Below are 22170 nucleotides of genomic sequence, written 5' to 3' on the forward strand. Positions count from 1 at the left end.
CTCCTTTTCTGTAAAAAATCAAGTATTTTCAGAATGTTTTCAGATATAAAAGACAAGGATGACTGCAAGGGTGTCCTTGTCTAGAGAGCTATTTATATTTTCTTGGCTAGCATGGTCGCAAAGCGTAAGGCAATTCGATTGCCATTTTCATCACATCGGTGCAGATGCCCTGGATTTTCATTGTATTTAACGAGTTCCCAATCCTTGTAGTAGTCTGCTAGCTCGCCTTCCTTAAAGGTAAAGGAAAAAGGAACCTGGCAAGGATAGTCCTCTGTATCCATGGCACAAACGATCAAGTTATAGCCTCCCGGATTGGTCTGGTCTTGCATATTTCGAATAATCGCTGGAATGCGATCCGCTTGCAAGAACATGAGGACAACCGTTGAGACAATCAAATCATAACTTTGTTTTAGGTTCGCTGAGTTGATATCATAGAGTCCCACAGTCATTTCCAAATCTTCTTGTTCTACAATACTTTGGAGGATCTCTAGGGCTAATTCATTTTGATCGACTGCTGTCACTTCAAAGCCATGCTGGGCCAAAAAGAGAGCATTTCGTCCTTGTCCACACCCCAAATCCAAGGCCTTGCCTGGAGAAAGGGACTCCATGGCTTCTAGCACTTCCGAATGGACGGGATTGCTATTATATTTTTTGGGGAAATAATCTTTGGGCTCACAGTAGAATTCCAAAAACCATTCCACATCATCTGTAAGGGCCTCTACACGGTGCCAAGCTTGCGGTTGTGCCATCGGGTTATCCGCACCTGCCTCAAAAACATGGCTGGCTACTTCTTCCCCATCTTCCGTCAGCTCAACAAACTTGAGTTTTCCTTTTAGGACTGTAATCTTTCCCCAAGTACCTACTTTGGTATTGTGTTTTCTTTGGACTGCCTCAGGCATGGTATCCTTGGTCCACAAAGGCATCCGTTTATAGGCAATTAATTTTTCAGGCATCCGTTTCTTCTCCTTCTTTCTATCTATCCCTATCATACAAAAATTGCATGCAAATAACAATAAAAAGAGTGGAATTACAAGCTCCTTTTGTGAAGACTTCTATTCCACTCTCTTAGAATCCAGTTGAGGCAGAATGCTGATTTAGCAGTCTCTGTCTACTTATTCTTCATTTTCATTCTTTTTTGATTTTTTAAAGTAGAAACCTGCCAAGCCAAATCCTGCAAGAGCCAAAACTCCTAAGACGGCAGATAAACTGCTGTTTGAATCACTTGCCTTGCTAGATGATTGACTAGAAGCTGTTTCTTCCTTCTTATCAGTTTCTTTCGATGCATCTTTTTCAGCTTGAGCTGCTGCTACCAGATTGGCCTTGTTATAGCCGTCATATACAAAGTCTGCTTCCAAACCTTTTTCTGTACGAATCTTATCTTCCATCTCGCTTTCAACTTGCTTGATTTGTTTGAAAATCGTTTCCGCACGTTTAAGTGAGTCACTTGTTACTTCGTCTGCAGTAGCTTTCGCTTGGTCATCAGTAAGTCCACTGTATTTTTGATCCAAAGCTGCTTGTTCTTTGATCCATCCTTTTTCCAATTCTTTCCACTTCTCTTGGATGCTGTTGCCAAAGAGGTCTGGGTATTTCATGACCATTTGGTCAATATGCCAAACAGCCCAATACCAAGAAGTTGGATCGTATTTGGCAGAGCGAACTTTGAATGGTGCATAGGTATCGTTGACAATACCATAGAATGGCACATAAGGCGTGTTCCGGCTTTGAGCGAGACCTAACCAAACGACACCACCAAATGGAGTTGGCAAGTCCTTCTTAATTTGGTATACGTGGGCGTTAATGACGTTTTCATTTCCCAAAGCATATTTGTATTTATTGGTATCGACTTCTTTACCTGGTTCCACCAAGTCATCTGGTGTGTATTGTTTGAGGTGTTCGAACCGGTTCCGTTGTTCAGCAAAAACATCTTCTAGACTATACTTTTTAGAAGGATCCGTTGGTTTGCGCAAAAGGTCAAAGTGCTTATCATCATATTTGATGTCCGCTTTAGGATCCATCAAGGTAATCCCTGCATAGGTCCGTGAGCGGTTGCGTTCGGTATATTCATCTGGACCATAAGAGTCTGCAATATGGAAGTTACCATCTTTATCAGTCTTGTAGTGGTCTGCCTTTTTAGCAACTGCTTCCACATCTTTCGAAGCAATGACATTGTCCTTGTCCTTGAAATCCACATGTCCTAGATAGTAGGTATTGGCAAAGATGGCATAGCGGTCTTGAGGGAATTTAATGGCTACATATTGGTGACCAGAGAGGATTTCCATGTACCAGAGTTCATTCTTATCTGCTACGACAATGATGTTTCCTTCGGCAGATCCTTTTTCATCAAGTACCTTGGCAACCAACTCAATTCCTTCACGAGCTGTTTTGACACGTGGAAGAACCAAGTCCACCATAGCAGCTTCAGCCAAGCCATTTTTCACCAGTGGGTCTGCTTCCAAAATCTTATCGTGTGGGGTTGCAGATACGGTAGAAGTCATGGAAACACCTGCTTCGTTAAAGCCGTGTGCTCCGAAGTTCCCGTTGGAACCATCTCCATGGGCTGCATCATAAGTTGCGGTATATTTCATTTCATGACTCAAGTGGGGATAAGCAAAGCCGTTGGATTCATCCTCCAACATATCCCCATCCTTATAGTCTTTGGCAGGTACCACTTCATAAGTTTTATTGTGGCGACCACCATCGGGAGCATAAGGATAGTCTTCAGTCCGCCCAAAGAGCATGGAACCATCTGTCGTGAGTTCCTTTCCAACAATGAAGGCTGAGCAGGCCTGCGCAACTTGAACTGGAATCAAGGCAAAGGCCATCAAAGCAATCATCAGTTTGACCAGTAGTTTTCTCATAGTCGATCTCCTTTATGACTACAAAAGAGGCTAGAAAATCATTTTCAAGCCGACAAAAAACAACTATACCAACGCTACCTTCAGTATACCCTTATCCAGATAATAATGCAAGCGGTTTCAAGAAGAGAAATTTAAAAATAGGAACAGTTTTAGACTCTTGCTTCAGCTGTTCCTATTTCTTGCTTTAACGCGTATTGTATTGTTTCATGACACGAGCAATGTCCCGATTTTGTTCCCGCCGTTTGATGGATTCACGTTTGTCATAATCGTGCTTCCCTTTGGCTAAGCCCAGCAAGAGCTTGGCATAGCCATCCTTGAGGTAAACCTTAAGGGGAACTAGAGTCATCCCTGTTCCTTTAGTCTCCTGCTCCAACTTTTGAATTTGCTTCTTATGCAGCAAGAGTTTGCGACGACGCTCTGGGTCTTGGTTCCAGATATTGCCTTCCTCATAGGGAGCAATATGAACATTGCTGAGCCAGACTTCCCCATTTTTGACTTGGGCAAATCCATCCTTGAGGTTGATACGAGCTGCTCGAACACTCTTGATTTCTGTACCAGTCAGGACCATTCCTGCTTCAATGGTTTCAACAATTGTATAATCGTGGCTTGCTTTCTTATTTTGTGCGACGACCTTTCCCTCGCCCTTTGCCATGCTTAGCTCCTTTCTTAGCTACTTCCTTGTAAAAAGGTTTCTTACTCTTTTTCTTCTTGTCTTTTGAAGAATGCTTGCGCTTGTTCTCTCTAAAGCCCCCTTGCTTTCGTTCTTCTTTCTTAGAAGAAGGGCGCTTAGAGTGTCCATTTCGATCTTTACGATCCGAAGCTTTAGTGACTTTTTCAATCAAATCCAGCTCACTTGGGATATAAGAAAAATCAATCTCGCCAGTCATCTTATCCGCTCTTTCGACCCTGATTCGGATCTCCTGACCGACACGGAAGGTCACGCCTGATTTTTCCCCGCGCAAGGTCAAATCGCGCTCGTTAAAATGATAAAAACCAGGTAAGGTGGTGATGTGGATCAGACCTTCTACAGTATTTGGCAATTCAACAAAGAGACCAAACTTGACGACACTGGACACCAATGCATCGTACTCTTCGCCAACATAGTCCTCCATGTACTCTGCCTTCTTCATGGCTTCTACTTCCCGTTCCGCATCAATGGCGCGGCGTTCCCGGCTAGACGATTGGCTAGCAATATCTGGAATGACCTGTTCAAAATGCCTAGCCACTTCAGAATCTTTTCCATACTCTCGCACCATGCGGTGGACTAATAAGTCTGGATACCGGCGAATCGGACTGGTGAAGTGAGTATAGAACTCAGCTGCTAGCCCATAGTGGCCGTGGTTGTGCTCGGAATAACGCGCTTGTTGCATGGAACGAAGCAACATCATAGACAAGACATCAGCATAGGGTTCCCCTTCTACCTTCTTCATGATGTCCTGCAAGGTTTCCTGACTCATGGAATTAGCTGTCCCATAAATTGGAAGGCCAAAACTAGAAGCATAATCGATAAACTTTTGCACCTTTTCTGCTTTGGGTTCTTCGTGAATCCGGTAAATAAAGGGAAGTTTTCGTTTGGCAAAATGCTCTGCTACTGTCTCATTGGCGATCAGCATGAAGGATTCAATCATCCGTTCTGCAACCCCACGTTGGCGCAAGACGATGTCTACTGGTTTTCCTTGAGGATTGACCAGGATTTTTGCTTCACTGGTATCAAAGTTCAGGGCTCCTCGTTTTTCCCGCATTCCTTCTAAGATCTGATGAAGACCAACCATGGCTTCGATACTTGGCACAATAGCTTGGTATTCCTCACGCTTCTCCTGGTCTCCAGCAATGATCTCATTGACATCGCTATAGGTCATCCGGAAAGTCGTTTTAATGACCGTTTGGGTGATCTGGTAGTGAAGGACTCGACCACGCTGGTCAATCTCCATAATGGCTGACTGGGTCAAGCGATCCACTTGAGGGTTTAAGGAACAAATCCCATTTGATAGACGCTCAGGTAACATGGGCACGACCCGGTCTGTCACATAGACAGAGGTTGCCCGGTTGAGGGCTTCCTTGTCCAAGGCCGAACCTTCGGTCACATAATAAGAGACATCAGCTATGTGAACGCCAAGCTCAAAATTCCCACCTTCCAAACGCTTGATGTGAACCGCATCATCCAAGTCCTTGGCATCGGCACCATCAATGGTAAAGATGATTTTATCTCGAAGGTCCAAACGTCCCTCCATATCCTTCTCACTAGGCTGGTCTGGGATGCTTTCTGCTTCTTTGAGGACTGCTTCTGGAAATTCTGAGACAATATCCATAGACTCCAAGACTTCCAAGACATCGATCCCAGGATCTGTCACATGTCCAACCACATCTTGAACAGTGGCTACAAAGTAGTTGTGTTTTCGACTTGGATACTGTTCAATAGCTACCTTGAGAACTTCCGTTCCCTCTAATTGTAGGGCAGGTTTTTTCACGTAAATGCGTTGGCTAATCTTTTGATTCTTTGAAAGGATGTAGCCTGCATATTTGGGTTTTTCCTCATCCAAAACGATTTGGCCGACGACTGTTTGGAGGCTGTGCTCCAAGACATCAATGATTTTCCCCTCTGCCGCGGTCCCCTTTTGCCGATCGGCGACCTTGGTGATTACAACCTCAACTGTATCCCCATCAATGGCATGGTTGACATCATTTCGTCCAATAAAAAGGTCCTCTTCTTCCCCCTCTAGGCTAACAAAGCCAAAGCCACTCTTATGAGCATGGAAAATCCCTTTCACAGTAATGACGCCTTTTGGCTTGGCATCAAGGAGACTTAAAAAACCATTTTCTTCAAAGGTTAGTTGACGACGTCGCTCCATCAGCGAAATGGTCTTAATCAGTTCACGAAAACCTTTGGCGTCTGTACTCCCAATGGCTTGAGCCAACTGATCAACCTGAGCTTTTCCCTCCTGTTTTAAATAATCAATAATTTTACTTTTCATATCTTGTGCTGGATACCCAGCCTCCTTTATTTTCTTTCTTTCAGAGAGATTTCTTTGCAAGTGACAATCTCCCTATCCAACGACCCATAGATGAAAAAATAGGCAAAGACAATGTCTAAGCCTATCTTATTTACTGGATAATACCATTAGAATCATCGCAATGAGTAACCAAAGGAAAATCATTACTCCTGTCAATCGTTGCATCACTGCTTCGAATCCACGAGCTTTTGAACGTTCAAACAAGTCATTTGAGCTTGCATCGAATACGTTGCTAGATTGATTTTTAGTTGGTTGCATGAAGATAGCGATAATAATTAATACAGATAGTACCAATAAAATAGTAATCAACGGTTTAGTCATAATTTAAAAACTCCTTAAAATCCTATCTATTTTACCATAAAAATCATTTCGTTTCAAGATGTAATGTCACTTTTCTCTCTTTGGGACAATACTTCAAAACTTCAATTTTTTCAGGGTGGGTCTTCATATTTTTACTTGTCAAATAATTCTGACTACCACAGCTCGTGCAGGTTAGTTGTACTTTAATGCGCACTGATTTCTCTCACTTTCAAATACTTTCTAAAGATGAATAAAAGGAAGGCCAAATCTATAAAGGCTAGGATAGCAGTCCCATAGAATACCCAATGGTAATTGACATGCATGGCAATACTAGAGCCCATCATGGGACCAAGAACTCCCCCAACATAAAAGAAGAGTTGATTGTAACTAAAAATCCGAGAAATTCCTTCCTTGGGAGTCATGCGGTTTAAGAGAGCCGTCACTCCAGGCATTAAGGCTCCTGTCCCAATCCCAAATAGGAAACGAAGAAGGCCTAATTGAAAAGGGGTCTGAGCAAGGGCACAGAAGATATAGAGGATACCACTATAGAGAAGAGCTAAAAGTAAGAGGCGATGGTTGCCAATTTTATCTCCGAGCTTCCCCATCCATCCCGATGTCAGGATACTGGAAATACCCATCGCTGATACGATCAGCCCAGATACAAAAATAACATTGTCGCTCTGGCCAAGCTCTCTTACATAGAGTGGAAGAATGGGAGAAATGGACTGACCGATCATCTGAATGGTCATACTGGTCAAAAAGAGGCCCAGTAAAATGTCCTTATGCTGGATAGAAGCCAGTAATTCCCAGCTTGAAAGGTGCTCCTCCTTGGATATTTGTTGGTAGTCTTCCTCAATGCCCCACCAAGTCAAGACAGAGACGAGAAAGAGGAAAAAACCAACGAGGAGAAAGACATTCCGCATACCAAATTGCTCTGCGATCAATCCCCCCAACAAGGGGCCCATCAAAGTACCGGCAACAGTTCCCGTCGATAAGGTTCCTAGAGTGTATCCAGATTGATTCTTTGGCACCTGACTGGCAATGAGAGCCGTACTGTTAGGGACAAAGCCTGAGAAAACACCATTTAATAAGCGTAGAAGTAGCAACCAAAAGACGGAAGGGACAAAAGCAATTCCTCCCATGGTCAAGGTCATAGCAATCGAGGCTCTCAACATCATGGGTTTCCGACCATAACGGTCTGCCAGACTCCCCCAGATTGGGGCCATTAGAGCAGAAGTCAAAGAGGAGGAGGCGACTGCAATCCCAGCATAAAAAGGAACTGCCGGACCTTTTACCCCCAACTCCTCCACAAAAAGAGCCATAAAAGGGACCACCAACGAAAGACTGGCACCTACGAAAAAACAGCCAATCCAGGCAATAAAAAGATTTTTACGCCAATTGATTTCCAGTGAAATAGGATCATCTTCTTTCTATTTGTTCTAAAGCCCGATCGATTTCCTGATAGAGGCGATCACGCTGGCTATTGTTATCGATCACGAGATCAACAAAAGCTTTTTTCTCATCTAGAGGCATCTGGGCTGCCAAACGATCGCGCGCCTGGACCTCTGTTAAGGCATTACGCTCCATCAAACGTTCTAACTGAGTATCTTCCGTCACATAGACCAGCCACACTTGGTCAAACCAGTCCAGATATCCCTGCTCGATTAACAAGGGGATATCCATGAAAAAGATGTCTTCTGTTGCAGCTAGTCGGTCCCGTTCTCGCGCCAGAGCTTTGCGAATGATGTCCCCCTGTACTTGGTTGGACCAGGTAATCTCTTTTTGGCTTGAAAAGATGCGTTGAGCCAGAGCAGGACGATTCAAGTCTCCAGTATCTAGAAGGACTTCCCTTCCAAAATGCTCTACCAAAGCTTGATAGAGTTCTCCACCTGGTGCCTGCAAGTCATGGACTACTCGATCAGCATCAATGACAGGATACCCCTTTTCTCTCAAATAGGAGGTGACAGTCGACTTCCCTGAAGCAATCCCTCCTGTTAATCCGATGATTCTCGCCATCTAGTTCTCCTTTTGACAGTGAGGACAAAAATGGGTTCCGCGTCCCCCCAGCTGGATTTTCTCGATTGGTGTCCCGCAGCGCAAACAAGGCTGGCCTGTTTTCCCATATACCTGGTGTTCTTCCTGCATGGTGCCATCCTCGCCAAAAGCATTGCTGTAAGAGCGAATGGTGGAGCCACCCTTTTCAACAGCCTGGGTAAGCACAGCAATCGTTTCTTTGCGAACGGCTTTGGCTTCTCTAGCAGTCAAGCTTTGACCCAAACGGGCTGGATGAACCTTAGCTCGATAAAGGACCTCATCTACATAGATATTGCCCAGACCAGCCACTAATTTTTGGTCCAAAAGAGCTGATTTAATGGGTTTCTTTGATTGTTTAAGAGCTGCTTGGAAGGCTGGCCCTTTAAAATCTGCTTCTGTCGGCTCTGGACCAATCTTTTTCGCCAAAAAATAGCTGTCGACAAGCTCAAGTGTGATGACTTCCATGGTTCCAAACTTGCGGACATCTTCATAGACCAGGGTGCTGCCATCTGTAAAATGAAAGAAGACATGGGCGTGCTTGCGAAGAGGAACCTCGTCTGGATAAAAGAAATACTTGCCTTCCATTCGCAAATGCGAGATGAGAACCAGATCCGTCAGATAAAATAAAAGGTATTTCCCACGGCGCCCCATGGCCCGAATTTCTTGACTTGGAAGATCTTGACAAAAAGCATCTAGATCCGTATGAATCATCTTAGGATACTTTACTTCCACTGACTGGATGGTTTTTCCAAAAATTAATTTCTCAAGACCGCGTCGGACAGTCTCTACTTCTGGTAATTCAGGCATAGAACTCCTTTCAAAAACAAGAAGCAGGCTTCTGCCCACCTCTTATTAATATTCTTTTTCGTTGTATCCAAAATCAGCAAGATCCAATTTCTTATCCCGCCAATTTTTCTTGACCTTGACCCAAGTTTCTAGGAAGACCTTGTCCCCTAGCATGAGCTCGATATCCTTACGCGCAAGGGTTCCGATTTTCTTGAGCATGGCGCCACCTTTTCCGATGACAATGCCTTTTTGGCTATCGCGCTCGACCATGATGGTTGCACGGATATGGACCTTATCTGTCTCTTCATCCCGCTTCATAGAATCCACGACTACTGCAACAGAGTGAGGAATTTCTTCCCGCGTTAAATGCAAGACCTTCTCACGGATCATTTCAGAGACCAAGAAACGCTCTGGATGGTCAGTGATTTGGTCAGCAGGGAAATATTGGAAACCTTCTTCTAAGTTTTCGCTCAAAATATCAATCAAATGCGAAACATTGTTTCCTTGAAGGGCTGAAATCGGCACAATTTCCTTGAAATCCATCTGACTACGGAAGTCATCGATTTGCGCCAAGAGTTGGTCAGGGTGCACCTTGTCGATCTTGTTGACCACCAGAATAACCGGTACCTTAGCAGCCTTGAGGCGCTCGATGATCATGTCATCGCCTTTACCACGTGGCTCGTCTGCTGGCACCATAAAGAGAACGGTATCGACTTCTCGAAGGGTGCTATAGGCCGACTCTACCATGAAGTCTCCAAGCGCTGTCTTGGGTTTGTGAATCCCTGGGGTATCGATAAAGACAATCTGTTCCTTATCGGTCGTGTAGATTCCCATAATCTTATTACGCGTTGTCTGCGCCTTATCACTCATGATGGCAATTTTTTGCCCCATGACGTGGTTCAAAAAAGTTGACTTCCCGACATTGGGACGTCCTAAAATGGCTACAAAGCCTGATTTAAATGTCATAGTTTCCTTTCATGAGGGAAGTCTCCCTCTTATCCAAATACCAAAGCCCACAACTTGGGCACAAATATGATGAGACCTGTCACAAAGGCAAAGCCCGAAATAACGAGAACCGCTCCTGCCGCCATATCCTTGGCATTCTTTGCCAGCATGGAGAAATGGTAATCGCTCGCCAAATCCACTACATTTTCAAGAGCAGAATTCATGATTTCAAAGGCAATGACCAAAGAAACACTTAAGAGTAGAAAGATCCACTCTGTTGCTGAAATGCCAAAAAGGAAGCCTGCAACAATCGCTAAGATAGCTGAAAGTGCATGCTTGCGCATATTTCGTTCCTCTTTAAAGGCTGTGAAAATCCCTGTTAAAGCAAATTCAAGACTGGCAATCAGTTCTCGATTTTTCCATTTTCGTTTATTGTCTTGTGAGTCCATAGGCTGTCAAAATCTCTTCCTGTAGGCCAAACATTTCCTTTTCTTCTTCCGGCGTATAGTGATCATAACCGTTGATATGAAGGAAGCCATGCACTGCTAAAAAGCCCATCTCGCGCTCAAAGCTGTGGCCATACTCTGCTGCTTGCTCACGCGCCTTGTCTACAGAAATAAAGAGCTCTCCAATATAGGTATCGAATTCAGCCATCATCTCTGCTAACTCTGGATGGTCTTCTAAATCTTCTTCCGAAAAAGCAATGTCCATCTCTGGTTTGTATTCCAGACTGATCACATCCGTTGGGCGATCCGTGTCCCGGTATTCCAAGTTCAATTCATGGCTACGTTCGTTGGTTACAAAGGTCACTGCCATTTCCTTGTCTTCTTTGCCCAATTTTTTTGCAGCAAATTCTAAAATTTCCTGGGTTTGTTTGATCATTTCTTCAGAGACTTGACCGGTCTCATCAACCATTTCAATATACATCTTGGATCACCTCACTATCATTTCAATTATAGCATAAAAATAGCGTATATACTAGAATACACGCTACTTTTACTACTTGAAGAATGCCCTTTTATTCAACCGTCTGTTGGATAGCTTGCATCTGGGCGTAGATGCCACCATGGGCAACTAAGTCTGCATGTTGCCCACGTTCGACAATGCGCCCTTCTGATAGAACCAAGATCTGATCCGCATCTTGGATAGTCGACAAGCGATGGGCAATGATAAAGGTGGTCCGGCCCTTTTGCAGGACAGCCATAGCTTTCTGGATGATTTCTTCTGTTTCCGTATCGATGTGAGAGGTTGCCTCATCCAAAATCAGAATTTGCGGATTCATATAGAGCGTCCTCGCAAAGGAAATCAACTGGCGTTCGCCACTTGAAAAGGCCGATCCTTTTTCTACAACTGGATGGTCGATTCCCTTTTCAAGACGCTCTACAAAGGGCCATGCTCCGACTTTTTTCAAGGCATCTTTGACCGCATTCCGATCAATGTGTTCCTGACTCATGGCCACATTACTAGCAATGGTTCCTGTAAATAGATAAGGATCTTGTAGAACAATGCCCATGTGGGAGCGAAGACTCTCTCTAGAGAAATGGCGAATATTCTGGCCGTCGATCCGAATTTCTCCCTCCTGCGGATCATAGAAACGATAGAGCAAGTTCATAATGGAGGATTTACCCGAACCAGTATGGCCAACCAAGGCAAGGGTTTGACCTGGATGGGCTTGGATGGAAATATCCTTCAGAACTGGCTTACCTTCTTCATAGGCAAATTGAACGTCGTCAAACACGACCTCTGCCTTTTCTATCTTCAGTTCCAATGCACCATCGGCCTCTAACGGTTGGTCTAAGAAGGCAAGGACGCGGCTCCCCGTTTCTAAGGATCGCCGAATATTTGGGAATTGACGACTAAGATTGGCCATGAGATCAAATAGATTAATCACATAGTTAATATTGATAAATAAGAAACCAGCCGTCACACCGATATTACCCTGTAGGAAAGAAATCCCAGCGATAGTCAAAATGCCTGCAATCACTAAAAACTTGAGCAATTCCGTCAAGGTCCAAGAAGCGATAGAATCGGCTAAGAGGATTCGATCATTTGCTCCTAACATCTTCTGGGTAGTGGCTTCAAACTCCTCCACCACACCAGGCTCTTGATGATAGAGCTGAATCATACTAGCACCGTGCAAGAGTTCATTGACCTGGGTATTGACCTCGCTTCGCGCATCAAAGAAATCCTTCATAGGCTGGTCCGTCATGACCTTGTAGAGATACTGGATCCCATAGAAAATCGGAAAGACCAAACACAAGAGAAGGCCCATCATAGGACTCAGGTAAAAGAGAATCCCTAGGATAAAGAGAAAGCGTACCAAATAGATGACTAAAATCATACAAGAGTTATAAAACTGGGTCCTCAAGGTCTCCGTATCATTGACAATTCTTGTCGCGATCTTCCCAGCCGGCTTATCATCAAAATAAGAAATAGGCAGCCCTTGCATGACTTGAAAGGCTTGGTCTCTCAGACTAGCGGTTACTTGATTACTTCCATGTAGCAAGATCCGATTGCCCATGTAGCTAATCAGCTGCCCCAGGCTCAAGACCAAGAGATAGAATCCTCCCATCTGAAGCAAGTCCCCTTGTCCTCCACCGTGGGTCAATGCAGTCAAAGGCCCATCGATCATCTTTTGGAGAAGAAAGGGAGACAATTCAGAAAAAATGGTGGCTAGTAAGAGGCAAATGAAGCCAGCAAGAAAGACAGTTGGATAAAGCGTGATCCTAGATAATAATCGTTTCAATACTTTCATCTTATTCTCCTTCCTGTTTTTGTTGCCGTTGGTATTGTTCATAATACCAGCCCTCTTGAGCTAATAAATCACTAGCCCTGCCTTCTTCAACAATCTGTCCTTGATCCAAGACGATGATCCAATCAGCCTGATGGACAGCCGACAAGCGATGAGAAACAATGATGGTCGTCTTGTCTTTTCGTTCTTTTTGAATGGTGTCAATAATGGCCTGTTCGGTCTTCGCATCCACTGCCGAAAGGGAATCATCTAACAACAAGAGATCTGCATCTCTTAAGAAGGCACGCGCCAAAGAGATCCGCTGTTTTTGACCTCCTGATACAGAGACCCCTTTCTCACCGATCAGGGTGTCCATTCCATGAGACATCCGCTCGAGATCATCCGCAAAAGCAGCTTGGGCTACTGCTTCCATCAAGTCTTCTTGGCTGGCTCCTTTTTTACCAAGCGCTATATTCTCACGGATAGACTTAGAAAATAAAATATGTTCTTGGGAAACATAACCAATTTTTTCTTCAATCGAGTGTCGGTTGTAGTCCACGATCGGTTGCTGGTTGACCAAGAATTCTCCCTCACCAACTGGGTATTGCCGCAAGAATTGTCGAACCAGGGTAGTCTTTCCTGCACCGGTACGACCAACAATTCCAACCGTCTGTCCTCGCTGGATAGTCCAATCAATGCCTGATAGGCTCTTTCGCTCAGCACCAGGATAACTGAAGGAATAATCCTTAAACTCTACCGAATCGATCTGCTCTAAATAGTGTGTACCATCTGGCTCAAGATCATCTGTCTCATCAATCACTTCTTTTAGTTTTTTATAGGACATTTGCCCTGTCTGATAGACCAAGATCAGGTCCGCCATCATCCACATAGGCTCAATTAAAAAGACCAAATACAGTTGCAAGGCCAATAGCTTGCCAAGGCTCAACTGCCCACTTGCTAGGGACTGTCCTCCAAATAGCAGGAGCAAGACTGTCGAGAATCCAATAAACAACAGGGCTAAGGGGCCAAAAGAATATTGGATAGAAGCAATTTTGTCCCCTGTTTTGGATAGACTAGCCGTTTTCTTCTGAAACTGTTTGACCTGCTGATCCCGTCTACTATAGGCCCGCATGACCCGGATCCCTTCGATGGACTCCAAGACTTCATCGTTCAACTGAGCAACCGCTTCCCGGTTTTGCTCAACATACTCCTCCTGCTTTCTACTCAAAAAATAGGTAGAGACGACAAGGAAGATCATGGGAATAAAGGAAATCAAGGTTAATTGCCAAGAAATGAAAAACATGGTCGGAATAATAAAGGCAAACAAGCCACCGCCAAACAGGAGCACCATCATCCCGTAACCAGCCATATCGGCCATGCCATCCACATCCGTCGTAAAGCGCGTCAAGAGGTCCCCTGAGCGAAATTTCTCAAAAAAGGGACGCCGCATAGCTACTAGCTTACGAAAAGCTTGTCCCTGAAGGGTCGCCTTGAAATGGACTGACGACTGAAAGAGTCGCAACTGCCAATAAAAAGCCGTCAGGTAATTGAGGATGGCTGATCCCACCAAGAGGACCATATCCCATACAAAGTTCGATTGCGTCAGCGTCTGCTGACTCAAATGATCCACTAAGCGCTGAATGACTTGCGTCGGGATCAATAAAGTGTAATCATAAAGAATCAGTACCATAGCGATCTTCACATATCGCCACTTGCGCTCCCTGATATACTCCCAAATAGCTCTGATCATATATTCTCCTTTTCAAAATGGCACAGAAAAAACCCAAGCAAGGAGCTGAGTACGTACTCAGTCCACACTTGGGCCTTCTGATGCCTGTCACCAATTCAGTTAAGGCAGGCAAAAATGCATACAAAAAACCCAAGACAGACTCCTCCATCTTGGGTTTCATTCAATTTTTACATAGAACTCAACTGAGATTGGAGAAGTTGTGTATTCAATTGTGTCATCAAAACATCTACTTTGTTCATGATGGTTTTCTCCTTTCTCTTTGTTGTTCTAACTTTACCACGGATTTCTGTGCTTGTCAACGTTTTTTTGAAAATTGTTGAAAAAAGATCCATAAATAGGCACTAAATTAGAAATTAAAGCACAAAAAAGAAGCCTAGATCCTCTCTAAGCTTCTCTCTTCTTCTATGCTAGTTGCCGGGATTGAACCGGCGACCTCATCCTTACCATGGATGCGCTCTACCGACTGAGCTAAACCAGCAGTACCTATCTACTATATCATGGAGATAGGCCTTTTGTCAATATCCTGACTCATTTTTCTGCCAAATATTCTTCCTTGTTGAGGACATAATGAACTCTCGTCACCATTCTCCCTTCTTCATGCAGGTCTAGCATCGCGTAGGGCTCTTCGTGAGAATATTTCATCCCTGATTTGGCCATCACCCGTCCAGAAGCCGGGTTGTCCTTATCATGAACAGCAATGAGCTTGTTCATCCCTAACTGTTCAAAAGCCAGGGCAATGACTGCCTTGGTAGCTTCTGTCGCAAGACCTTGGTTCCAATAATCTTTATTCAGAACATAGCCGATACTCCCCTTTTTCAGAGAAAGATCCAAATCCAGTAAATCAATAGTCCCGATAAATTTTCCATTTTCTTTGAGTTCGATCCCCCATCTGCCAAGTGGGCTCGCTAGGTAAAAAAGAGCAATATTATTACGCGTCTCTTCTAGACTCTGATTGGTTGGAAAAGTGTAGCGCGTAACTGTTTCATTAGAAGCGTACTCAAACATAGACGGTGCATCTTCTAGAGTGACCGGACGCAAGTGCAAGCGCTCAGTCTCTATTTCTCGATAAGCCGCTAACTTCACATATAAATTTTCCATTTGACACTCCTTCTTTAGGGATTAGTTTAGCAAATAACATAAAGGAAGGCAAGCTCAAATTTTTCTTGCTTTTTAACCCATTTTTCTATACAATAAAATCAATCAAAACAATCAGATGAGGAGTGAAAAGGTCATTGAGTTAGGAGAGCAATCTCATGCCAATGACCTTTTTACACCTAAATCTAAGTAAGGAGAAATAATCATGTTAATTGGTATTCCAAAAGAAATTAAAAATAATGAAAATCGGGTCGGCTTGACCCCTGCAGGTGTACAAAGCTTGGTGAAGAAAGGCCATCAAGTTTTGGTAGAAACAAATGCCGGACTTGGTTCTGGCTTTGCAGATGAAGATTACGCTAAACAAGGGGCAGCTATCGTTGCTACTGCGGCAGAGGCTTGGGCAGCTGAATTGGTAGTCAAGGTCAAAGAACCCCTCGCTGAAGAATACGGCTTCCTTCGTGAAGACCTCTTGCTCTTCACCTACTTGCACATGGCTGCTGCCCCTGAATTGGCTGATGCCATGGTGACTGCCAAGACAACTGGGGTGGCTTACGAAACGGTACGAGACCTTGAAGGACAATTGCCTCTCTTGGTGCCAATGAGTGAGGTTGCTGGACGAATGGCCGTTCAAATCGGGGCTCACTTCCTCACCAAACAAGAAGGTGGATCTGGTGTCCTCCTAGGTGGGGTACCTGGTGTTCCTAAAGGGAAGGTTACCATCATAGGAGGCGGGGTAGTTGGAACCCACGCAGCTCGTATCGCCCTTGGACTCGGTGCCCAAGTGACCATCTTAGATATCAGCGCTAAACGTTTGGCTGTTCTAGAAGATGTCTTTGGTCATCAAATCCAAACCCTTATGTCCAACCCATTTAACATTGAAGCTAGTGTCCGTGATGCCGATGTTGTCATCGGAGCTGTCTTGATTCCTGGAGCTAAAGCTCCTAAATTAGTGACGGACGATATGGTCAAACAAATGCGTCCCGGTTCTGTCATCGTCGATGTGGCCGTTGACCAAGGTGGGGTTATTGAAACAGCAGACCGTGTCACTACTCATACGGAGCCTGTTTACGAAAAACATGGTGTGCTCCACTATGCCGTTGCCAATATCCCAGGCGCTGTCGCTCGCACCTCTACTATCGCCCTTACCAATGTGACCCTTCCTTATGTAGAAGCTTTGGCTGACAAAGGTTTCCATAAGGCCATCGCCCTCGACGAAGGTTTGCGCCAAGGTGTCACTACTTACCAAGGCAATATCACAAGCCAACCAGTTGCAGAAGGTCTAGAACGCGACTTCACTCCAATCGACGAATTGGTTTAATTTCTAATATTTAAAAGGCTGGGCAAAAAGTGTCCAGCCTTCGTTGTATGATAGTAATAACTACATGACGCAGTGGTTGATTGGCATCTTTGTTCGCTTTTAAAGCTCCAAAGACGACCTAATCAACTGTGCGGGGGTGGGAAAACGAACTCTTATTAAATAGTCTGAGTTCTTTCCCATTCCCTTTTTTATTCTGCTTCTTCTTCCACATCCAGTTTTTCTTTGAGGACTGGATTCGGAATGGGCTCATAGGCCCGGATAATTTCGGCAACTACCGGATGGCGAACGACATCCTTGGCAGAGAAATGCACAAAGTCAATCTGAGAAATATTTTTTAATTTCTCCTGGGCATCAATCAAGCCGGATTTGACATTTCGAGGGAGGTCAATCTGGCTGGTATCTCCATTGACAATCATCTTGGAGTTAAAACCAAGACGGGTCAAGAACATCTTCATCTGCATGATGGTGGTATTTTGCGCTTCATCTAAAATGACAAAGGCATCGTCCAAGGTCCGTCCCCGCATATAGGCCAGAGGGGCAATCTCGATAATTTCTCGTTCCATCATCCGAGTAGTCTGATCTTTCCCTAAGATTTGGTAGAGGGCATCATAGACTGGTCGTAGATAAGGGTCTACTTTTTCCTTGAGATCTCCTGGAAGGAAACCAAGGCTCTCTCCTGCTTCTACAGCTGGACGGGTCAAAATGATCCTCTTAACTTGACCACGCTTGAGGGCGGTGACAGCCAAAGTCACAGCTAGGAAGGTTTTCCCTGTCCCGGCTGGTCCAATCCCGAAGGTCACATCATGGTGCTTTACACTATCGACATAAATCTTTTGCCCCAGCGTTTTGACCCGAATGGGCTTGCCGTAGCTATCCTTGATTATCTCTTCTTCATATAGAGCGATGAACTTATCCAATTCATCATTACGAACCATTTGAATGGCGGTCACAACATCCGGCGTCCCAATGGTCATACCACGATTCACCAAGATCAGCAAAGCCTCAATGACTTGTCTAGCTTTCTCGCAATCTTCTTCTTGACCAATGACCTGGACAATTTCTGTTCGAGCATGGATGATCACATCTAACTCTTGCTCCATCAAACGCAAATGACGTTCATTGGATCCAAATAGATGGAAGAGATCATCTGGATGACTTAATTGAATATCAATTGAATGTTCTTTCAAATAAAGAACCTCTCTATTTCTGTAAGTTTTTTCTATTATAACAAAGTGACCGAGAATTGACCATCCCCGGCTCACCACTATCTTCTGTTACTAATGACTGAGGTATTCTTCCCAGATTGCATCAAAATCTCCTAGATTAAAGGAGAAACTGGCATGTTCTTCCAGAAAGCGGCTGACCTCATCAAAATCATCTGTATGTTTTGGAAAGGCAGACTCATGAAAAGCTAGATCAGCTAGCAAGGCTTTCGGAGCATTGCTTTTGGGATTGCGCTCTGTCATCAGCCAAGTGTAAAATGATTTTCGCATAAGGCTCCTCTTAGATTAGTTCCGTTCCAAACTGGTCTTGCTTGATTTTTTTCGCTTTCATCAAGCCACCCAGAGCCTTTTTGAACTGCCCCTTGGAAATTCCAAAGGTTGCCTTAATCTCTTCTGGGGAGGACTTGTCATTCAAGGTCATAAAGCCACCATTCCCCTCCAAGTAGGCCAAAATCATCTGCGCATCGTTTTCAAGCATTTCAAACGAGCGTGGTTTCAAGGACAAATTCAAGGTCCGATCCACCTCTCGGAAACCGATGACCCGAGCATCTAAGACTTGTCCCAAACGGGGTTCGGCATAGCGTTCACTTGGATGGATAAAGCCCAGCATATTATTCTCAGGCAGGTAAACAAAGGTCCCTGAAAGTTTTAAGCGATAGACGATGGCCGGCCAGTTCTGGTTTTGCATATTGTTGTAGGCTGGACGAGCAATTCGTTGGAAGTCTTCTTGGTAAGCCAAGACACCCCAGATCCGATCTTTTTTATCAACTTCTAGGCGAACAAAGAGTTTATCGCCTTTTTTCGGCCACAGATCCTTGATTTCTGGCAAAATATCCAGAGAGACGACAATCTCCTTATCGGGTAGACCCGTATCGACAAATACACCCAGGTCCTTGCGAACTTCAGTCACTGTCCCCCAGCCAAATTGGTCCTGACGGGCTGTGACTTCTAGGGTGGTCAGACGCAAACGTTGCTTCATATCCGTATAGGCAAAGCCCTTGACGGATTCTCCAAGTGCATGCTCTCCTTCAGACTTGTCCAAGGCATAAGTCTGCCCATCCTTCTGGACAAAGTAAAAGCGATCATTCTCATCCGTTACAAGGCCCACGATATCATGTGCGAGGTTGGTATTCATTTTTTCCTTCTTTCTGGCTAAAGCTCATCAATAGCCCCTTAATGGAAATAAAACTCAGCCAGCAGTGCCAACTGAGTTCATTTCCTCTGTAAACTGCTGGAAATGATTAAACTTCAAGCAATTCTTTTTCTTTGTGTGCTGTCATTTCATCAACATGTTTCACAGCATCATCGGTTACTTTTTGGATTTCTTTTTCGAGATTCTTCAATTCATCTTCAGTGATTTCTTTAGCTTTTTCTTGCTTCTTCGCTTCATCCATCGCATCACGACGAATGTTACGGATCGCTACCTTAGCATTTTCACCGACTTTTTTCACTTCTTTGGCCAAGTCACGACGAGTTTCTTCTGTCAAAGCTGGGATGACCAAGCGGATAACCGAACCATCGTTGGCTGGAGTAATTCCAAGATCAGAAGCATTCAAAGCGTGCTCGATATCTTTCAATGAAGACTTGTCAAAAGGTGTGATCAACATCACACGAGCTTCTGGAATGGTGATCGATGCGATTTGATTCAATGGAGTATCAACTCCGTAATATTGAACATAGATCCGATCCAAGAGACTTGCATTTGCACGGCCTGCACGGATACTTCCAAATTCACGTCCCAAACTTTGGTGAGACTGAGTCATTCTTTCTTTAGCTTTTTCTACGATTGGATTTGCCATTTTATTCCTCTAACTTCCTTATTTTTCTACATTATTAGAAACGGTAGTACCGATATTTTCTCCAAAGACAACGCGTTTGATGTTACCTGGCTCATTCATGTTGAAAACGACTAAGTCAATATCATTGTCCATTGAGATGGTCGATGCTGTCGAATCCATGATACGAAGGCCTTTATTGATGACATCACGGTGAGTTAATTCTTCAAACTTCACAGCTGTCTTGTCTTTCTTTGGATCAGCATTATAAACGCCGTCAACACCATTCTTAGCCATCAAGATTGCGTCTGCTTCAATTTCAGCGGCACGAAGAGCAGCCGTTGTATCCGTTGAGAAGTATGGAGAACCAATGCCTGCACCAAAGATAACAATACGCTCTTTTTCCAAGTGACGAAGGGCACGGCCACGGATATAAGGCTCAGCGACTTGTTGCATGGCAATTGCTGTTTGGACACGCGTATCTACTCCAACCTGTTGAAGAGAATCCGCCATCACCAAGGCATTCATAACTGTTCCAAGCATTCCAGTGTAATCTGCTTGAACGCGATCCATACCTGCTTCCGCCGCAGGTTCTCCACGCCAGAGATTTCCTCCACCGATAACGAGAGCAATTTCAATTCCAAGGTCATGAACTTCTTTGATTTCAAGGGCCATCTTTTGAACCGTTTTGATATCAATTCCGACACCCCGTTCACCGGCTAACGCTTCACCTGATAACTTAATTAAAATACGTTTATACTTAGGTTCTACCATTTTGTCACTCCTTTTATGATCTGTATTATTTTACCACAAAAAGCGTTTTTTATATAGTAATATCTATCAAAAAAATTTTAACTTATCCACTGAAAAGATATTCATTTTTATCCTACTTTTTATAAAGGATCTAGATTTTGGCAATAAAACTCTTTTACATATGTAATTTAAGAATTGTCGCTTTTATCAATCATCGGTTCATCAACAATTATATGATCTTTTCCAGATGATTATCACTCTGAATCAGGTTAGCAGCTACTATAATATTTAATTTCAAATAAGTAATTTAGAATTACATTTACTTTCTTGATTATAAGAAAAGAGCCTCCTTTTTTTAGATAAACAGTATAAAACTTTTAAACTGTTTATGGTGGGAGACTCGTCTTATATCATTTTAATGCTTCTTAGTTAAGCGTATGACTAGTTGAAAAAGGGGATTGTCATCCCCTTTTTCGAGGCTTTAAGGCCTATTCTAGTCACCAATTAGAACTGGCGTTTTGAACGAAGATAAATCAATCATTCACCAAAGGAAGAAGAATTATTTTTCGTCTTCCTCTTTACGACGTCCAAGTGTTGCCAATCCTACAAGTCCTGCAACTAGTCCGAGTACAGTTGATCCTACAGATGTAGTTTCACCAGTATTTGGAAGTTGTCCTTTAGCTGGTGTTGACTCTACTGGTTTACCTGATGTTGGGTCCACTGGTTTACCTGGTGTTGGATCCACTGGCTTATCTGGGGTTGGATTCACTGGTTTGTCTGGAGTTGGCTCTACAGGCTTGTCTGGAGTTGGTTCTACAGGCTTGTCTGGGGTTGGCTCTACAGGCTTGTCTGGGGTTGGCTCTACAGGCTTGTCTGGAGTTGGTTCTACAGGCTTGTCTGGAGTTGGCTCTACAGGCTTGTCTGGAGTTGGCTCTACAGGTTTGTCTGGAGTTGGCTCTACAGGCTTGTCTGGAGTTGGTTCTACAGGCTTGTCTGGAGTTTCTTTAAGTTTGTAAACATACGTTACATTCTTATCGCCTTCGATCACTTTACCTGTAGTAGGGTCGGTAGATTTCAAGTGTCCTTCGTCATCCACTTCACCAACTGTGTAGTTGCCTGCTGGGACCAATTCATAAGTCTTACCGTCTTTTTCGATTGTTTGTGGACGGTTGTCTACCACCGTGTTGTAGTCCTTATCAACTGGTTGATTTTCTTCATCCGTCACATCTGACTTGATGGTCTTGCCTTCTGTATCTACATAGTGAACATAGACGTTACCCTTAGGTTGAGTTGGGTCTTCCTTCACTTCTTTATAGACGTAAGTGATGATTGACTTAGGTTTGTCAACTTTACCTTTAACTGGATCAGATGATTCCAAGTGCCCATCTTCGTCCACTTTACCTACTGGGTAGTCACCTTTCGGTACAATCTTGTAGGTCTTACCGTCTGGAGTCTTGATAGTGTTAGGTTTTTCACCTTCCTCAGTGGTATTATATGGTGTGTCATAAGGTGAGTTTGGTGTGTCTTGACGAGGTTTTTCGATTTCCTTGCCATTTTCATCTACGTAAGTGATGATGACCTCACCCTTCTT

General features: G+C 44.0%; 22 protein-coding genes and 1 tRNA gene. 1 reads left to right on the forward strand and 22 read right to left on the reverse strand.

Annotation, left to right across the window (positions count from 1 at the left end):
• Positions 1-92 precede the first annotated feature (92 nt).
• From tehB to ADH27_RS08910, 16 genes are all read right to left on the reverse strand, one after another.
• Positions 93-953, reverse strand: a complete 861-nt coding sequence (gene tehB, locus ADH27_RS08840) for an SAM-dependent methyltransferase TehB (protein ID WP_048717428.1) — start codon at positions 951-953, stop codon at positions 93-95.
• A 159-nt stretch (positions 954-1112) separates the two neighbouring features.
• The gene (locus tag ADH27_RS08845) at positions 1113-2858 is read right to left on the reverse strand and encodes a C69 family dipeptidase (RefSeq protein WP_048717430.1); all 1746 of its coding nucleotides are present in this window, start codon (positions 2856-2858) and stop codon (positions 1113-1115) included.
• Between the two features lie 184 nt (positions 2859-3042).
• Complete coding sequence (gene smpB / locus ADH27_RS08850; RefSeq protein WP_048689598.1) at positions 3043-3510, reverse strand: SsrA-binding protein SmpB; 468 nt, start codon at positions 3508-3510, stop codon at positions 3043-3045.
• The gene (rnr, locus tag ADH27_RS08855) at positions 3473-5830 is read right to left on the reverse strand and encodes a ribonuclease R (RefSeq protein WP_048717432.1); all 2358 of its coding nucleotides are present in this window, start codon (positions 5828-5830) and stop codon (positions 3473-3475) included. The genes smpB and rnr overlap by 38 nt, the downstream gene beginning before the upstream one ends.
• Before the next feature lie 126 nt (positions 5831-5956).
• A complete protein-coding gene (gene secG / locus ADH27_RS08860) occupies positions 5957-6190 on the reverse strand; it encodes a preprotein translocase subunit SecG (RefSeq protein ID WP_006595869.1) in 234 nt (77 codons plus the stop codon).
• A gap of 43 nt (positions 6191-6233) precedes the next feature.
• Positions 6234-6383, reverse strand: coding sequence for a 50S ribosomal protein L33 (rpmG, locus tag ADH27_RS09950; protein WP_081453577.1), 150 nt, complete (start codon positions 6381-6383; stop codon positions 6234-6236).
• Positions 6373-7572 (reverse strand): multidrug efflux MFS transporter, encoded by a 1200-nt coding sequence (locus ADH27_RS08865; RefSeq protein WP_342622114.1) that lies wholly within the window; start codon positions 7570-7572, stop codon positions 6373-6375. Before ADH27_RS08865 ends, rpmG begins: the two co-directional genes overlap by 11 nt.
• 16 nt (positions 7573-7588) lie before the next feature.
• Positions 7589-8185, reverse strand: a complete 597-nt coding sequence (gene coaE / locus ADH27_RS08870) for a dephospho-CoA kinase (RefSeq protein ID WP_048717436.1) — start codon at positions 8183-8185, stop codon at positions 7589-7591.
• Positions 8186-9010 carry a DNA-formamidopyrimidine glycosylase gene (mutM, locus tag ADH27_RS08875; RefSeq protein WP_048717438.1) on the reverse strand — a complete coding sequence of 275 codons (825 nt, stop codon included), beginning with the start codon at positions 9008-9010 and terminating at the stop codon, positions 8186-8188.
• 45 nt (positions 9011-9055) lie between these two features.
• Complete coding sequence (era, locus tag ADH27_RS08880; protein WP_016465947.1) at positions 9056-9955, reverse strand: GTPase Era; 900 nt, start codon at positions 9953-9955, stop codon at positions 9056-9058.
• 29 nt (positions 9956-9984) lie between these two features.
• The gene (locus tag ADH27_RS08885) at positions 9985-10383 is read right to left on the reverse strand and encodes a diacylglycerol kinase family protein (protein WP_048717441.1); all 399 of its coding nucleotides are present in this window, start codon (positions 10381-10383) and stop codon (positions 9985-9987) included.
• Positions 10364-10861: an rRNA maturation RNase YbeY gene (ybeY, locus tag ADH27_RS08890; RefSeq protein WP_048689623.1), complete on the reverse strand. Its 498-nt coding sequence runs from the start codon at positions 10859-10861 to the stop codon at positions 10364-10366. The genes ADH27_RS08885 and ybeY overlap by 20 nt, the downstream gene beginning before the upstream one ends.
• Positions 10862-10952: 91 nt before the next feature.
• Entirely contained in the window at positions 10953-12689 is a 1737-nt protein-coding gene (tetB(46), locus tag ADH27_RS08895; RefSeq protein WP_048717443.1) for a tetracycline efflux ABC transporter Tet(46) subunit B, read from the reverse strand.
• Between the two features lies 1 nt (position 12690).
• Positions 12691-14415, reverse strand: coding sequence for a tetracycline efflux ABC transporter Tet(46) subunit A (tetA(46), locus tag ADH27_RS08900; RefSeq protein ID WP_048717444.1), 1725 nt, complete (start codon positions 14413-14415; stop codon positions 12691-12693).
• A 405-nt stretch (positions 14416-14820) separates the two neighbouring features.
• Positions 14821-14893: transfer RNA gene (locus ADH27_RS08905), tRNA-Thr, on the reverse strand.
• A 50-nt stretch (positions 14894-14943) separates the two neighbouring features.
• Positions 14944-15513 carry a GNAT family N-acetyltransferase gene (locus tag ADH27_RS08910; RefSeq protein ID WP_048717446.1) on the reverse strand — a complete coding sequence of 190 codons (570 nt, stop codon included), beginning with the start codon at positions 15511-15513 and terminating at the stop codon, positions 14944-14946.
• Between the two features lie 202 nt (positions 15514-15715).
• On the opposite strand from ADH27_RS08910, the gene ald reads away from it, so the two are divergent.
• Positions 15716-16828, forward strand: a complete 1113-nt coding sequence (gene ald, locus ADH27_RS08915; protein ID WP_048717447.1) for an alanine dehydrogenase — start codon at positions 15716-15718, stop codon at positions 16826-16828.
• A 188-nt stretch (positions 16829-17016) separates the two neighbouring features.
• On the opposite strand, the gene ADH27_RS08920 is transcribed toward ald, so the two are convergent.
• The 6 genes from ADH27_RS08920 to ADH27_RS10495 form a co-directional block, all read right to left on the reverse strand.
• Positions 17017-18015, reverse strand: coding sequence for a PhoH family protein (locus tag ADH27_RS08920; protein ID WP_193389729.1), 999 nt, complete (start codon positions 18013-18015; stop codon positions 17017-17019).
• 90 nt (positions 18016-18105) lie between these two features.
• A complete protein-coding gene (locus ADH27_RS08925) occupies positions 18106-18321 on the reverse strand; it encodes a YozE family protein (RefSeq protein ID WP_048717450.1) in 216 nt (71 codons plus the stop codon).
• A 10-nt stretch (positions 18322-18331) separates the two neighbouring features.
• Positions 18332-19186: an RNA-binding virulence regulatory protein CvfB gene (gene cvfB / locus ADH27_RS08930; protein ID WP_048717452.1), complete on the reverse strand. Its 855-nt coding sequence runs from the start codon at positions 19184-19186 to the stop codon at positions 18332-18334.
• 106 nt (positions 19187-19292) lie between these two features.
• Positions 19293-19850 carry a ribosome recycling factor gene (gene frr, locus ADH27_RS08935; RefSeq protein WP_048689643.1) on the reverse strand — a complete coding sequence of 186 codons (558 nt, stop codon included), beginning with the start codon at positions 19848-19850 and terminating at the stop codon, positions 19293-19295.
• 18 nt (positions 19851-19868) lie between these two features.
• A complete protein-coding gene (pyrH, locus tag ADH27_RS08940) occupies positions 19869-20600 on the reverse strand; it encodes a UMP kinase (protein WP_006595852.1) in 732 nt (243 codons plus the stop codon).
• Positions 20601-21138: 538 nt separating this feature from the next.
• The coding region (locus ADH27_RS10495; RefSeq protein ID WP_048717453.1) for an LPXTG cell wall anchor domain-containing protein at positions 21139-22170 on the reverse strand (1032 nt) is incomplete at its 5' end.

This window comes from Streptococcus sp. 343_SSPC, assembly GCF_001072385.1.
Lineage (GTDB): Bacteria > Bacillota > Bacilli > Lactobacillales > Streptococcaceae > Streptococcus.